The following is a 14,257-nucleotide window of genomic DNA, read 5'->3' as shown; positions in this document are numbered from 1 at the left end:
ACAAGGAACTTCAAGGATGCGCAAGGGAGTATATCGGCAACGTGCGCGAGTGTTCGCGTTGACGACCATCGCGGTCGCCCTGAGCGGCGTACTGATCACGATGCCGGCATCGGCACAGAAGCGCACGGTATCGCAAGGAACGGCTTCGGCGACCATGATCCCAAGCGATCCGGACGACGCATTCCGGGCGCTGCGGGAGGCCGCTCGGCGCAACGATGCCGCCCGTGCCTATGCCATCTCGGCGACGCTGGTGGATTACCCGATGCCGTCGTATGTCGAGTACTTCCGCATCAAGCCGCAGTTGTTCGACGCCTCGGGCCTGGCGCGCATCGACGCGCCGGACGACGAAGTGCGCGCCTTCCTGCAGCGCTACAAGGGCGAGGCGATTGCCGACCGCATGCGCAACGACTGGCTGCTGGTGCTCGGCAAGCGGCGCGATTGGGCCAACTTCGACGCCGAGTATCCGCGCTTCGTGCTGAAGGACGACACCCAGGTCGAGTGCTACGCGCTGCTGTCGCGCGCGCTCAAGGGCAACAACGTCGCCGCCGAGGCGAACGCCATGCTGACCGACCCGCGCTATTACGGCGAAGCGTGCGTGGACCTGATCGGCTACCTGTACCAGAGCCAGCAGATCACCCGCCAGGACGTGGCCTTCCAGGCGCGCCTGGCGCTGGAGCAGAACTTCACCACGCTGGCGGCGAAGATCGCCGCGCTGGTGCCGGACGCCCGCGTGGACAGCGACACCCTGGCGATGGTGGTGAAGATGGCGCGCAACGATCCGTCGCAGGCGGCGGCCTACATCAACGCCAGCGGCGGCGCGCTGTCGCGCGACGAGCAGGGCGCCGCCTGGGGCGTGGTCGGGCAATATGCCGCCAAGAAGCTGCTGCCGGATGCCGCTGGCTACTTCCGCCGTCAACTCGACCTGGGCGGCGACCAGTGGCTGTCCACCGAGACGCAGGAGTGGCGCGTGCGCGCGGCGCTGCGGCAGGGGGACTGGAAGCAGGTGCAGCAGTCGATTGAACGGATGCGGCCCGAACTGCGTGGGCGCGATCCGGCCTGGACCTACTGGCAGGGCCGGGCGCTGCTGGCGGCCGGGCGCGGCGCCGAGGCGCGCCAGCAGTTCGAATCGATCGCGACCGGATTCCATTTCTACGGCCAGCTGGCGCTGGAAGAGCTGGGTAGCCGCATCACGCTGCCGCCGCAGACCCGCGTCAGCGGTGGCGATGTGCGGGCGATGCGAAAGCGCGCCGGTTTCCAGCGCGCCAAGGCGTTCTACGACATGGACATGCGCTTCGAAGGCAACCGCGAGTGGAACTGGGAGCTGCGTGGCATGAGCGACCAGGAACTGCTGGCCGCCGCCGAGTACGCGAAGACGCTTTCGCTGCTGGACCGCACCGTCAATACCGCCGACCGGACCAAGGTCGAGCATGACTTCTCGTTGCGTTTCCTGATGCCGTTCCGCGACATCATGCAGCGCGCCACCGAGGACGCCGGGCTGGACCTGCCCTGGGCCTACGGCATCATCCGGCAGGAGTCGCGCTTCATCATGAACGCGCGCTCGTCCGCCGGCGCGCATGGCCTGATGCAGGTAATGCCGGCGACTGCCAAGTACGTCGCGCGCAAGATCGGCATGACGGACTTCTCGCCGTCGATGATGAGCGATCCGAACGTCAACATCCTGCTCGGCACCAGCTACATGAACATGGTGCTGACGGATCTGGAGAGCTCGCAGACCCTCGCGTCGGCCGCGTACAACGCCGGTCCGGGCCGGCCCAAGAGCTGGCGCAGCACGCTGAGCGGTCCGGTCGAGGGCGCGATCTTCGCGGAAACGATCCCGTTCAGCGAGACGCGGACCTATGTGAAGAACGTACTGTCCAACGCCACGTACTACGCTGCCCTGGTGCACGGACACCCGCAGTCGCTGAAGGCGCGGCTGGGCAACGTGACGCCGTCGTCGGTGACCACCACCAGCCTGCCCTGATCGAACCCCGGGGGCCGGGCCGGCCCGGGACTTGCGTAGCGCGTGCACTGCATCGACAAACCGCCCGGCGGAGCCGTTCCGCCGCGGCTTCGTTGGGGAGAGGCGTCATGCTCACGAGCAATGTTCTGGTCATCGGCGGGACCGGCTTCATCGGCAGTCATCTGGCGGCGCGGCTGACCGGCCTGGCCGGAGGCGGCAGTCCGCCGCTGGAGCAGGGCACGCTGGTCGAGCCCGGCATCGATCCCGAGCGGATCATCCTGACCACGCGCAACCTGACCCATTCGGGCGAGCTGCTCGAGCTGCCCCGTGTCGAGATCATGGTGCTGGACCTGGCCAACGAGTCCGAGCTGGACCGGGCCATCGGCAGCCTGGGCCGCCAGGGCATCGTCGTCAACCTGGTCGGCGTGCTGCACGGCGACCGCGGCCACCCCTATGGCAAGGCGTTTGCCGAGGCGCATGTCGAGCTGCCGCGCCGGCTGGTCGAATCGATGCGCCGTACCGGTGTGCGGCGGCTGCTCCATATGAGCGCGCTCGGCGCCGACAGCAGCGGACCATCGATGTATCTGCGCAGCAAGGGCGACGGCGAGCGGCTGGTGCGCGAGAGCGGCCTGGACTGGACCGTCTTCCGTCCCTCGGTGGTGTTCGGCCCCGACGATCATTTCCTGAACCTGTTTGCCAGCCTGCAGCGGCATGCTCCCGTGGTGCCGCTCGCTTGCGCGAAGGCCCGCTTCCAGCCGGTCTACGTGCTCGATGTCGCGCAGGCGCTGATCAACGCGATGGCGGCACCGGCCACCATCGGCCGCGTGTACGAACTGGGCGGGCCGCGTGCCTACACGCTGGAGGAACTGGTGCGGATGGCGGGGGAAGCGTCGGGCCATCCCCGTCCCATCGTGCCGTTGCCGGATGCGCTGTCGCGGGTGCAGGCGGCGGTGCTGGAGCATCTGCCGGGCGGGCCGCTGATGAGCCGGGACAATCTCGATTCGATGCGCCTGGACAACGTGCTCACCGGGCCGATCGCGCCCGAGCTGCATTTGCAGCCGACCAGCCTGGAAGCGGTGCTCGGCGACGTGCTCGGGCGGCTGAAGGAAGCGCGGCAGCGCGAAATGCGGGGAAGCGTGCACCGGGGCTAACGGCACGCGGGAGAGGGGCCGCTTGCTAGCGCCATTCGCAGCGCTTGTCAGCGATCTTCGTTTTGTGAAGAAGACGCCTCTCGCTAGAATGGCTGATGCCCGCCGCTTCATCGGTGGCGGACGCACACCGCGCAGGCGATCCGCCCGGCGCGCCCCTTTCGCTTCCTTGTACAGAAGGACGACCCAGACATGAAGCTCGTCATCGGCAACAAGAACTACTCCTCCTGGTCGCTACGCCCGTGGATCGCCCTGACCCACGCCGGCATTCCGTTCGAGGAGGCCAACCTGCGGCTGTTCACCGACAGTTTCGACCGTGACGTCGCCGTGTATTCGGCCTCCGGCAAGGTGCCGGTGCTGGTCGACGGCGACGTGCGCGTCTGGGATTCGCTCGCCATCGTCGAATATCTCGCCGAGCGCTTTCCCGAGCATCGGCTGTGGCCCGCCGACCCCGTGGCGCGCGCCTATGCCCGTTCGATCTGTGCCGAAATGCATTCGGGGTTTGCCAATCTGCGCAGCCAGATGCCGATGAATATCGTCGCCATGCTGCCAGGGCTGGGCTGGAACCGCGCGGTGCAGCGCGATATCGACCGCATCGCCGCCATCTGGACCGACGCGCGCCAGCGCTATGGGCAGGACGGCCCGTTCCTGTTCGGGCAATTCAGCAACGCGGACGCGTTCTACGCGCCGGTGGTGTCGCGCTTCGCTACCTATGGCGTGCACCTGCCCGAACCGGCCAAGGCGTACGCCGACTTCATCCTTGCGCTGCCGGCGATGCAGCAATGGATCGAGGGCGCGCGCAAGGAGCGCGATTTCGTCGTCGCGGACGAGCCCTATCGGCCGCTGCCCACCGACCCCGAAGCGGTGATCATCGACCGCTGATTCGCCATCGGACCAACCCGCATGCAGATCTACGCCGTGGGCGGCGCCATTCGCGACACCCTGCTGGGCGCCCCCAGCCAGGACCGGGACTACGTGGTGGTCGGCGCCACGCCGGCACAGATGGAGGCCGCCGGCTTCAAGCCGGTCGGCAAGGACTTCCCGGTGTTCCTGCATCCGCGCACCCGCGAGGAATATGCGCTGGCACGGACCGAGCGCAAGACCGCCGCCGGCTACAAGGGCTTTGCCTTCTACTGCGCGCCCGATGTCACGCTCGAGGACGATCTGATCCGGCGTGACCTGACCATCAACGCGATGGCGCAGGCGGTGGACGATGCGGGCGAGCTGACCGGTCCGGTGATCGACCCCTACGGCGGGCAGCGTGACCTGCAGGCGCGGGTCTTCCGTCATGTCTCGCCGGCCTTCGCCGAAGACCCAGTGCGTATCCTGCGGCTGGCGCGGTTCGCCGCCCGATTCGCGGACTTCACCGTGGCCGCGGACACGCTGGTCCTGATGAAGGAGATGGTCCACGCCGGCGAGGTCGATGCGCTGGTGCCGGAGCGCGTCTGGCAGGAGCTGGCGCGCGGGTTGATGGAAGCGCGTCCCTCCCGCATGTTCGAGGTGCTGCGCGAGTGCGGTGCGCTGGCCCGGCTCATTCCCGAACTGGACCGGCTCTGGGGGGTGCCGCAGCGCGCGGACTATCACCCCGAAGTCGATACCGGCGTGCACGTCATGATGGTGCTCGATACCGCTGCCGCGATGGGAACGACGCTGGCGGTGCGGTTCGCGGCGCTGGTGCACGACCTGGGCAAGGGCACCACGCCCGAGCACGTCCTGCCCAAACACATCGGGCACGAGCAGCGCAGCGTGACGCTGGTCGAGCAGGTCTGCCGCCGGCTGCGCGTGCCGAACGACTGCCGCGATCTGGCCGTGCTGGTCGCGCGCGAGCACGGCAATATCCACCGCTCCCTTGAATTCGGCGCGGCGGCCGTCACGCGCCTGCTGGAGCGTTGCGATGCCTTGCGCAAGCCGGCCCGTTTCGCCGAGGCCCTGCAGGCCTGCGAGGCCGATGCGCGTGGCAGGCTGGGCCTGGAGCAGCGCGAGTATCCGCAGCCCGCACGCCTGCTGGCCGCCCGCGAAGCCGCCGCCGCCGTCGATGCAGGGGCCATCGCCAAGGCATGCGAGGGGCAGCCCGAACGGATCCGAGAGCGCATCCATGCCGCTCGCGTGGAGGCGGTGGAGCGGGCACTCGCGGCGCTGGATGGCTAAGGCGATGGGCGGCCAAAGGGGCGCCCCGGTGAGGGGGGGCCACGCAACGGCGCGCTCGCAAGGGGCCGCACCAATTCGATAGCCGGGCAGGCGGGCGAGGGAAACACTGGCGCCTTTTCCACTCCTGCAGGAGCGATCATGCTCGGCTCTCTCGCGCCCGCCAGCCAGGCGGGAGCCTCTCCCGATGCCACCGACGGCAACCCGCCGGCGGAGCCCACCTTGCCGGAAGGCGATGCGGCGGCTGTGCTCCTGCAGTTGCAACAACAGTCGGATGCAGAGCCGCCACCGGGCCCCATCCATGCGTTGCCGCTGGAGCTGGTGCTGCGCATCGCGGGCTTCCTGCCGGCTCGCGACGGATCGCGCTGGTTGCGATGCAGCCACGACTTCCAGGCCAGCCTCGGCAGGTGGTCCCTGGACGAGCGCTTGCGGCACGAGCTGGCCGAACTCGCCTCGATGTCCGGGCTGCTACGCGCGCTCCGCAGCCTCGACACACCGCTGTTGTCGGCGCGCGCGCGCAGCGGCTGGCTGGCGCAGGTGGCGCAATGCCTCCCACGCCTGGACCGGGCGCTCGCTGCCCCTGCCGTTGCAAGGATGCTCGTGGCGGTCCAGGCCCTGCCCGCGCCTGAGCGTGCGCTGCCGCTGCACGCCCTCGCCGCTGCCGCGGCGCCGCGCATGGGCGCCCTGCGCGCCCGCGGGGCGGAGGAGCGGTTGATGCGGGCGGTGTTGCAGCTGGACCCGGCGCAGCAGGAAGAGCCGCTGAGCCGATGCCTGAGCGCCATGCCGCCCGTCGACCAGGCGCTGGCAGGGCACGACCTGCGGGGCTGGCTGGAGATCGCGCTGGCGCTGCCGCGCCCGGCGGCGCGCGGGCATTTGATCGCCCAGCTGCTCAAGCCGTTTCCGTTGCGCACGGTGTCCGAACGGGACGAGCGATTCCTGGCTTACCTGGCGGCCGCCGACCGCCTGCGCGATCCCGACGGGAAACCCTCCGCGGAACAAGCGTGCGTGCTCGCCGCGCTTGCGCGTCAGCTTGCGGCGCAAGCCATGGGGGACCACCCCGCCCCGGCGCAGCAGCAGCTCGCGCCGACGCAGCGATGCTGGAATCGGCTCTTCGATGCCGTCACCGCGCTGCCGCCACAAGCGCAGGTGGCGGCTTTCGAAGCCTTGTTGGCCTACGACGGCCCCGGCTTGCGCGCGCGCTTCGAACGAGTCTGGCAAGCGAGCCTGGATCTCGATTTGCCGCCTTCGCTTCGCGCGGCGTGTTTGGAGCAGTTCGGCCGGCGCGCGCTCGCACCAGGCGACGAGTCCTGGAAGTGGCCCCTGCTGATGGCGCAGCTGCACCATTTGCCGGTGACGGAGCAGGCCGGGCTGCTCGCCGTGCGTGCCGACTACGCGGGACGCTTGCCGGCTCCCGAGCAGCGGCGGCAGATCTGGTGGGAAGTGTTCCACGCGGTCACTGCGCGGCTGCCAGCGCAGGTCCGGCAGGGGCCGCTGCGCTCGCTGGCGGACGCTGTCGCACTGGATCAGGAGGGCGCCGACGACGGCCGGATGACAGCACTGCTGCAGTGGCTCGGCAATGTCGACCGGAGAACCCGGGTGGCGGTGCTGGAGCACTGCATGCACAGCCCGCTCGTCGCGCGCCAGCAATGGAGCCACTATCTGGCCGACGTGGACGCGCTGCCCGCCAATGCGCAGTTGGCGGCGATGGCGGGCCTGATCCGGGCGGTGCCGCAACTGGCGCCTCACCTGCAGCCCGCAGTCTGGCACGTGCTGCGCAACCGGATCGATACCTTGCCGGTGGATCACCGGCGCCATTTCTGGGCGGTACTGGTGCGGCAGCTGGACCGCGTCGCCATCGGCCCTGCTCGCGTGCGGCAGCTGTTCGACGTGCTGCGGCCCCTCCCGCCGATGGCGCGGGCCACCTGGCTGCGGGTGGTCGTGCCCGGCAGTGTCGGCAGTCCCTATTGGGAGCATCTGGTCGAGCACATCGACGCGCTGCCGGCCGTTTGCCGCCCGCGGCTGGTCGCCGCGCTCGCGGACGAAGTCACGACGGCGGCGTACGGCCCGGACCAGCGCCTCGAACGATGGATCGAACTGATGACAATGCTGGAGCGCCTGCCGGCCGGCCAGCGCGCGCTGCCGTTGACGGCGATGCGCCGGCTTGCCACGGTGCTGCCGCCTGACGAGCAGCCTGCCGCGGTGGCCCATCTGCGCTTGCAGCTGGATGGGGTCGATCCGGCCGACTATCCGGAAGGCTTGCAGCCGCTGCCGGCGGAAGACCCGGAGGCCGTCGAGATGCGCGCGCTCAAGCGCGCCCGGCTGGAACAGGATGGGGGTTGACCGCGCCGCGCGGGAGAGCGCGGCGGGAGAGGGCGCTCAGAACATGCGCCCGATCACCAGCACCAGCAGCGACAGGAGCACCGTGGAGGCAAACGGCAACACCATCTCGCGGCCGAACACGCGAAAACGCACGTCGCCCGGCAGCCTGCCAAGACCGATGCGCTTGAGCCACGGCAGGGCGGACGACAGGATGATGACCGACAGGAAGATGGTGAGCGTCCAGCGCAGCATGGCGACGGCTCCGGCTACAGGGTGTAACTGCGGTCGCCGGCGCGGAATCCGGCCGGGAGCGAGTCGTCAAGGCCGCGGGTCAGCGCGATGACCTTGAACAGCTCCCCCATCTCCGCTTCGGACAGCAGCTTCTGCACCGCGTTGGCGGCGGGCAGGAAGCTGGCGGCATCGGCGGGATCGAGCGTCATCAGCAGCTCCGTGATGCCGGCGTTCATCAGGAAGCGCGCCTGCGAGGCGAACCCCGCCACGGTCAGGCCCGCTTCCACGGCAGCCAGCGCAATGCCGCTGAAGTTGACGTGGGCGGTGATGTCCTGCAGCCCCGGATACAGGAAGGGGTCCGGATGCGCATGATGGCGGTAGTGGCACATCAGCGTGCCGCCGGTGCGTTGCGGGTGGTAGTACTCCGCGGCGGGAAAGCCGTAGTCGATCAGCAGCACGGCGCCCTTGCCGAGCATCGCGCCCACTGAACGCATGAAGCCCTCCGCTTCCGCATGCGTCTCGGTGATGACATCGTGATCGCCCGGGATGGCAGCCAGCACCGCCGGAATGTCCTGCGATGGCAAGGGGCGATCGGCATAGGCGAAACGGGCACCGACATTCGCGTCCGGGCTGAGGTCCGCATGGGCGACGCCACGCTCGTGCCAGAGGCCGCGCTGCCGGGCATAGAGCCGCACCGGCATGGCGTCCAGTACCTCATTGCCGATCACCACGCCGTCGAAGGCCGCAGGCAGGGCGTCCAGCCATTGCACGCGGTCAGCCAGATGCGGGGCGCGCTCGGCCAGCGTGCGCTGTTGCCGCTCGCGCAACTCGCCCGACAACTCGACAATCGTGTAGCGGCGCGGCAACTGACCCTGCTGCTCCAGTGCCGTCAGCAGATCGGCGGCAAGGCGGCCGGTACCGGCGCCGAACTCCATCACCGCATCGAGGCCTTCGGCCAGCCATTGCCCCACCTGGCGGGCCACCGTGCGCGCGAAGAACGGCGTCAGTTCCGGCGCGGTCACGAAGTCGCTGCCGTCGCGCACATCCCGCCCGAACTTGGCCGCTCCGCCGCTGTAGTACCCGAGTCCCGGGGCATAGAGCGCCATCGACATATAGCGATCGAAGCCGAGCCACCCGCCAGCGGCGTCGATCGCCTCGCCGATGTGCTCGGACAGTCGGGACGACGCCTCCAGCGCGTCGGCGGAGGGAAGGGGTAGACTACCGGTTTTCTGCATCCCGCGATTGTAGCAATGCCAGCTTCCGCTTCTTCCGCAGAGTCCACCGCTTCCGCTTCCGCGTCGGCATCCGCGTCCGCGTCCTCCGCGTCCGCGTCCTCCGCCGCGGCGCCTGGCGCCGGTCCGTCCGCCGCTGCGCGCGGCATCGCCCTCGTGACCGGCGGCGCCCGCCGTATCGGCCGCGCGATTGCGCTGGAGCTGGCGGCGCGCGGCTGGGACATCGCCGTGCATTGCCATCGTTCCCGCGACGAGGCCGAGGCGCTGGCCACGCAGTTGCGCGCGATGGGACGCCGGGCCGCCGTGCTGCAGGCCGACCTCAGCGACGAGGCGGCGACCGGCAATCTGATCGCCGGCTGCACCGAGGCGCTCGGCGTGCCGACGTGCCTGGTCAACAACGCCTCGCTGTTCCAGTACGATGTCGCGACCAGCTTCTCCTATGCGTCGCTGGACACCCACATGCGTACCAACGTCGCCGCCCCGCTGCTGCTTGCGCGCGAGTTGCACAAGGCGCTGCAGGCCGACCAGCGCGGCGTGGTGATCAATCTGCTGGACCAGAAGCTGGACAACCTGAATCCGGACTTCCTGTCCTATACCCTCTCCAAGGCCGCGTTGCAGACCGCGACCATGCAGCTCGCACAGGCGCTGGCGCCGCGGCTGCGCGTGGTCGGCGTCGCGCCGGGCATCACGCTGGTATCGGGCGACCAGTCCGGGGGCGGCTTCAAGCGCGCGCACCGGATGACGCCGCTGGGCCAGTCTTCCACGCCGGAGGATATCGCCCAGGCCGTGGCCTACCTCGCCGAGGCGCGCGCGGTGACCGGCACGACGTTGTATGTCGACGGCGGCCAGCACCTGATGCCGCTGGCGCGGGACGTGATGTTCCTGACCGAATGACCTTTTCCGGATGCGCGCCTGCGAGGGCAAGCGCGTCCGGCTTACCGATCTTCTTTTTTCAGCAATCCGCCGCCATGTTCGCCGCTCTTTCCCATCCCAGCCTGCAAGACTGCCGCCGCATGTTCCTGCGCAACTATGAAGTGCAGATCAATATCGGCGTGCACGAGTTCGAGAAGAAGGGCGAGCAGCGCGTGCTGATCAATATCGACCTGTACGTGCCGCTGGCGGAAAGCACGCCGCAGGACGACAAGCTGCACGAAGTGGTCGATTACGACTTCATGCGCAATACCGTTGCCGACCGCATGGCGCAAGGGCATGTCCACCTGCAGGAGACCCTGTGCGATGACGTCGCACGCGAGATGCTCAAGCACCCCAAGGTGCGCGCCGTGCGCGTTTCCACCGAGAAGCCGGACGTGTATCCGGATTGCGATTCGGTGGGGGTGGAGGTGTTTCACATCAAGAACTGAGGCACATTGGTGGAAGCTGGAGCCGCAGCGGTCGCCCTCTCCGCCGGTCCCTCTCCCGCGAGCGGGCGAGGGGGCAGACTAGCAGCGTTGCTGATGTGATCGCGCGTTCGCTGCCAGCAGCCCTGCGCTTCCCCCGGTAAAATACCCGCCTTTCCCCGCACGGCGGCCCCGCTCGCCCCCGCTTCGCCTGTTTCCGCCATGACCGACACCAGCCATTCGAAGAACTTCTACCGCCTCGAGACCTATCTGCAGTCGCAGACCGGTCGCGCCATTGGCGACTTCAAGATGATCGAGGACGGCGATACGGTGCTGGTCTGCCTGTCCGGCGGCAAGGACTCGTACACGATGCTGTCGGTGCTGATGGCATTGCAGAAGCGGGCGCCGATCGACTTCAAGCTGATCGCGATGAATCTGGACCAGAAGCAGCCGGGCTTTCCCGAGGACGTGCTGCCGCGGTATCTGGACGGCATTGGCGTGCAGTACGTGATCGTCGAGGCGGACACGTATTCGATCGTCAAGGAGAAGGTCCCCGAGGGCAAGACGACCTGCTCGCTGTGCTCCCGGCTGCGGCGCGGTGTGATCTATCGGACTGCCAAGGAACTGGGCGCCAACAAGATTGCGCTGGGCCACCACCGCGACGACATCGTCCAGACCTTCTTCCTGAACATGTTCTTCGGCGGCAAGATGAAATCGATGCCGCCCAAGCTGGCTACCGACGACGGCCAGCATATCGTGATCCGTCCGCTGGCCTATTGCTCGGAAAAGGACATCGCCGCCTATGCGCGCGCGATGGAGTTTCCGATCATCCCGTGCAACCTGTGCGGCTCGCAGGAGAACCTGCAGCGCAAGAAGGTCAAGGAGATGCTGCTCGACTGGGAGCGGCAGAATCCGGGCCGGATCGACAACATCTTCTCGGCGCTGAAGAACGTGGTGCCGTCGCACCTGGCCGATACCGAATTGTTCGACTTCAATGGACTGGCGACGGGCCTCGCCAAGGTGGACGAGGCCTCGCTGTTCGGAGATTCGACGTTCCAGCAGCAGCCGCTGGTATTCGCCGGCGGCAGTGCGGAGAACCGGATGGAGTTCGTCCGCTTCGAGAAGCCCTCGCCGGCGCAGCCGGCATCCGCATCCGAACCGCAAGCGGCAAGCTGACCCCGCCCCTTGACCGGATCGGCCGGCCGCAGCGTCAGTTCGATGCGTGCGCTGGCTGCACGGGCGCTTTACGGGGCGCTTCGCGCGGCGCTTCACGCATCAATGCGCGCACATCGTCGATCCACCCCTGGAAGCGGTTCACTGCGTGACGCTTTTGCTCGGGCGTGGTCAGGTTGGCAATGGTCGCCGCCACCGCCAGGCCGGTGTCGCTGGCCGCCTCATAGCTGATGCGCCGCTCGCGGGTGGGCGGCGCCTGCCATTGGTCGCCGAAGCGCTGCAGCAATTCGATGACGCGCGCCTTGGGCGGCTTCTCGGCCTGAACCTGCCGCACCAGTGCGAGCCATGCCTGCTGGCGCTTCAAGCGCTCGGCGTAGCGGGCTTCCGCGTTATCCACCACCGGGGCCAGGGCCTTGCGAATGGCGTCTTCCTGCTGTCGGGAAAACCGGCCATAGACCAGCGTGGACCACTCCATTACCTTGTCGAAGCGGGCATCAAGACGGTCCTGCGGGTCGCCGCGAAGAAATTTCTTGCGGTACTTCTCGTTGCCGTCGGCGAACTTGCGTTCCATGCGGCGGACCTGTTCCGGCTGCAGCGTCAACAGCAGGTCCGCTACGTCGGGAATCGCATGGTCATAGGACAGCCGGGTCAGGCGCATCGATTCGTCACGGAAGCGGTCGAGCTGCGCCTCGGTAACCGGCTGCTGGACCTCGGACTTGGCCCGCTGCAGCAGCGCCTCGATTTCCGGCAGCTGGCTGCGCCGGTGCCAGGCAAAGAACCGGGCGATGGCGTCCTTGGTCTGCGGCTCCTGGTCGTCGGTGACGTCCACGTAGTTGTCCACCCACCAGTAGGCAAGGTGGTCGCCCTGCTGATAGCCCAGCTTCATCGCATTGCAGGCCGTCAGCAATACCAGAACCGATCCGGCGATCAGTGCGCGCAACCGCAGATTGTGAATTTGCGCAACAGCCAGCAAGCGTCGGATACCCCCCATGCTAGAATCGTCGCGCATTCCGGACGGCTCCCTCCGACCCCCGCCAGCCGAGGCTGGACAAGGGTTTGCGGCCGTCCGGGCCGTACCGTGCGCAGCCTTGGCAGGCGCTTTCCGGCAAGCCGCCGTGTTGTCGACGGTGTTGTCGACCACTGGGTCGAGCCTGCCATGCCGGCAATGGGCATCGGCCGCCAGGGCGGACTCCACGCCTTGCCGATCCGTTCCGGAAGTCATTTCGGGCGCACTCACTTAGGAACCTCCTCGTGAACATCGTCATTCTTGCTGCCGGCATGGGCAAACGGATGCACTCGGCTTTGCCCAAGGTGCTGCATCCGATCGCCGGCCGGCCCCTGCTGGCCCACGTGCTCGATACGGCCCGCTCGCTGTCTCCGTCGCGGCTGGTCGTCGTGGTCGGCCATGGCGCCGACCAGGTCCGCGCCGCCGTCGGTGCGCCGGACGTGCAGTTCGCCCTGCAGGCGCAGCAGCTGGGCACCGGCCATGCGGTGATGCAGGCCTTGCCGCTGCTGGATCCTGCGCAACCGACGCTGGTTCTGTACGGCGACGTGCCGCTGACCCGCGCCGCAACGCTGCGCGCCCTGGTCGACGCCGCCGGTGCCGACCGCTTCGGCATCCTGACCGTGACCATGGACGATCCGACCGGCTATGGTCGTATCGTGCGCAACGAGGCCGGGCAGATCCAGCGCATCGTCGAGCAGAAGGATGCCACCGAGGCCGAGCGCGCCATTGCCGAGATCAACACCGGCATCATCGTCTGCCCGACCGGCCGCCTCGGCGACTGGCTGGCCAGCCTGCGCAACGACAACGCCCAGGGCGAGTACTACCTGACGGACACGGTCGAGCGCGCGGTGGCGGACGGCCTTGCCGTCGTGTCCGCCCAGCCGGGTGCGCTCTGGGAGACGCTTGGCGTCAACAGCAAGGTCCAGCTCGCGGAACTGGAGCGGCTGCATCAGCGCAACCTGGCCCAGCAACTGCTCGAAGCCGGCGTCACGGTGCTCGACCCCGCGCGAATCGATATCCGCGGCGAGCTGACGTGCGGACGAGACGTCACGATTGACGTCGGCTGCGTGTTCGAGGGGCGGGTTCACCTGGACGACGGCGTGCACATCGGACCTCACTGTGTGATTCGGAATAGCAAGATCGGTTCCGGGGCGCAGATCCACCCGTTCTGCCATCTGGAGCAGGCCCAGGTTGGCCCCGGCGGCCGTATCGGGCCGTATGCCCGGCTGCGCCCGGGTGCCGAGCTGGCCGAGGACGTGCATGTCGGTAATTTCGTCGAGATCAAGAACAGCCGCATCGCCGCGCACAGCAAGGCGAACCACCTGGCCTATGTCGGCGACGCCACGGTCGGCGAGCGCGTGAACATCGGCGCGGGTACCATCACCTGCAACTACGATGGCGTCAACAAGCACCGCACCGTGATCGAGGATGACGCCTTCATCGGCTCGGATTCGCAGCTGGTCGCGCCGGTGACGGTGGGACGCGGCGCCACGCTGGGTGCCGGCACCACGCTGACACGCGATGCGCCGGCCGGGCAGCTGACCGTCTCGCGTGCCCGCCAGCTCAGCGTGCCCGGATGGCAGCGGCCGGCGAAGCTGCCCAAGGCGGCAAGCGGCGCCGCGCCGGCGGATGTGGCCGACCGCCCGGAGGGCGGTGCAGCAAAACAGTAAGATAAGCCGCGGCGAACGTGGCGCCCGCAGCGGCGC

At 68.4% G+C, this 14,257-nt stretch carries 12 protein-coding genes; 9 read left to right on the top strand and 3 right to left on the bottom strand.

Going from position 1 to position 14,257, the window contains the following annotated elements:
* Positions 1-16 precede the first annotated feature (16 nt).
* The 5 genes from K6V06_RS06570 to K6V06_RS06550 all read left to right on the top strand — a co-directional run bounded on the left by K6V06_RS06570 (position 17) and on the right by K6V06_RS06550 (position 7,593).
* Positions 17-1,981, top strand: coding sequence for a lytic transglycosylase domain-containing protein (locus K6V06_RS06570; RefSeq protein ID WP_222241216.1), 1,965 nt, complete (start codon positions 17-19; stop codon positions 1,979-1,981).
* A 107-nt stretch (positions 1,982-2,088) separates the two neighbouring features.
* On the top strand, positions 2,089-3,111 hold the full coding sequence (locus K6V06_RS06565; RefSeq protein WP_222241214.1) for a complex I NDUFA9 subunit family protein: 1,023 nt from the start codon (positions 2,089-2,091) through the stop codon (positions 3,109-3,111).
* A 189-nt stretch (positions 3,112-3,300) separates the two neighbouring features.
* The gene (locus K6V06_RS06560) at positions 3,301-3,990 is read left to right on the top strand and encodes a glutathione S-transferase family protein (protein WP_222241212.1); all 690 of its coding nucleotides are present in this window, start codon (positions 3,301-3,303) and stop codon (positions 3,988-3,990) included.
* Positions 3,991-4,011: 21 nt separating this feature from the next.
* Positions 4,012-5,256 (top strand): multifunctional CCA addition/repair protein, encoded by a 1,245-nt coding sequence (locus tag K6V06_RS06555; protein ID WP_222241210.1) that lies wholly within the window; start codon positions 4,012-4,014, stop codon positions 5,254-5,256.
* 138 nt (positions 5,257-5,394) lie between these two features.
* Complete coding sequence (locus K6V06_RS06550) at positions 5,395-7,593, top strand: hypothetical protein (protein WP_222241208.1); 2,199 nt, start codon at positions 5,395-5,397, stop codon at positions 7,591-7,593.
* Between the two features lie 36 nt (positions 7,594-7,629).
* On the opposite strand, the gene K6V06_RS06545 is transcribed toward K6V06_RS06550, so the two are convergent.
* The gene (locus K6V06_RS06545) at positions 7,630-7,824 is read right to left on the bottom strand and encodes a DUF2905 domain-containing protein (RefSeq protein ID WP_222241206.1); all 195 of its coding nucleotides are present in this window, start codon (positions 7,822-7,824) and stop codon (positions 7,630-7,632) included.
* A gap of 14 nt (positions 7,825-7,838) precedes the next feature.
* Positions 7,839-9,038 (bottom strand): class I SAM-dependent methyltransferase, encoded by a 1,200-nt coding sequence (locus tag K6V06_RS06540; protein WP_222241204.1) that lies wholly within the window; start codon positions 9,036-9,038, stop codon positions 7,839-7,841.
* Between the two features lie 144 nt (positions 9,039-9,182).
* On the opposite strand from K6V06_RS06540, the gene K6V06_RS06535 reads away from it, so the two are divergent.
* The 3 genes from K6V06_RS06535 to ttcA all read left to right on the top strand — a co-directional run bounded on the left by K6V06_RS06535 (position 9,183) and on the right by ttcA (position 11,548).
* Positions 9,183-9,929 (top strand): SDR family oxidoreductase, encoded by a 747-nt coding sequence (locus K6V06_RS06535; protein ID WP_222241536.1) that lies wholly within the window; start codon positions 9,183-9,185, stop codon positions 9,927-9,929.
* 74 nt (positions 9,930-10,003) lie between these two features.
* A complete protein-coding gene (locus K6V06_RS06530; protein WP_222241202.1) occupies positions 10,004-10,396 on the top strand; it encodes a dihydroneopterin aldolase in 393 nt (130 codons plus the stop codon).
* Positions 10,397-10,594: 198 nt separating this feature from the next.
* Positions 10,595-11,548, top strand: a complete 954-nt coding sequence (gene ttcA, locus K6V06_RS06525; RefSeq protein WP_222241193.1) for a tRNA 2-thiocytidine(32) synthetase TtcA — start codon at positions 10,595-10,597, stop codon at positions 11,546-11,548.
* Between the two features lie 34 nt (positions 11,549-11,582).
* Here the strand turns inward: ttcA and K6V06_RS06520 are convergent, their stop codons facing one another.
* Entirely contained in the window at positions 11,583-12,782 is a 1,200-nt protein-coding gene (locus K6V06_RS06520) for a DUF6279 family lipoprotein (protein ID WP_370637404.1), read from the bottom strand.
* Between the two features lie 14 nt (positions 12,783-12,796).
* On the opposite strand from K6V06_RS06520, the gene glmU reads away from it, so the two are divergent.
* Entirely contained in the window at positions 12,797-14,221 is a 1,425-nt protein-coding gene (gene glmU, locus K6V06_RS06515; RefSeq protein ID WP_222241191.1) for a bifunctional UDP-N-acetylglucosamine diphosphorylase/glucosamine-1-phosphate N-acetyltransferase GlmU, read from the top strand.
* Positions 14,222-14,257 lie beyond the last annotated feature (36 nt).

The sequence above is a fragment of the Cupriavidus sp. AU9028 genome, assembly GCF_019795295.1.
In the GTDB taxonomy this organism is placed as follows: domain Bacteria; phylum Pseudomonadota; class Gammaproteobacteria; order Burkholderiales; family Burkholderiaceae; genus Cupriavidus.
The sequence above is the reverse complement of the archived record's forward strand: the minus strand, read 5'-3'. Positions and strand labels throughout refer to the sequence as shown.

Bases quoted from the DNA above. Each gene is read 5' to 3' on its own strand.
- K6V06_RS06570 (WP_222241216.1), top strand. From the start codon at position 17: ATGCGCAAGGGAGTATATCGGCAACGTGCGCGAGTGTTCGCGTTGACG.
- K6V06_RS06565 (WP_222241214.1), top strand. From the start codon at position 2,089: ATGCTCACGAGCAATGTTCTGGTCATCGGCGGGACCGGCTTCATCGGC.
- K6V06_RS06560 (WP_222241212.1), top strand. From the start codon at position 3,301: ATGAAGCTCGTCATCGGCAACAAGAACTACTCCTCCTGGTCGCTACGC.
- K6V06_RS06555 (WP_222241210.1), top strand. From the start codon at position 4,012: ATGCAGATCTACGCCGTGGGCGGCGCCATTCGCGACACCCTGCTGGGC.
- K6V06_RS06550 (WP_222241208.1), top strand. From the start codon at position 5,395: ATGCTCGGCTCTCTCGCGCCCGCCAGCCAGGCGGGAGCCTCTCCCGAT.
- K6V06_RS06545 (WP_222241206.1), bottom strand. From the start codon at position 7,824: ATGCTGCGCTGGACGCTCACCATCTTCCTGTCGGTCATCATCCTGTCG.
- K6V06_RS06540 (WP_222241204.1), bottom strand. From the start codon at position 9,038: ATGCAGAAAACCGGTAGTCTACCCCTTCCCTCCGCCGACGCGCTGGAG.
- K6V06_RS06530 (WP_222241202.1), top strand. From the start codon at position 10,004: ATGTTCGCCGCTCTTTCCCATCCCAGCCTGCAAGACTGCCGCCGCATG.
- ttcA (WP_222241193.1), top strand. From the start codon at position 10,595: ATGACCGACACCAGCCATTCGAAGAACTTCTACCGCCTCGAGACCTAT.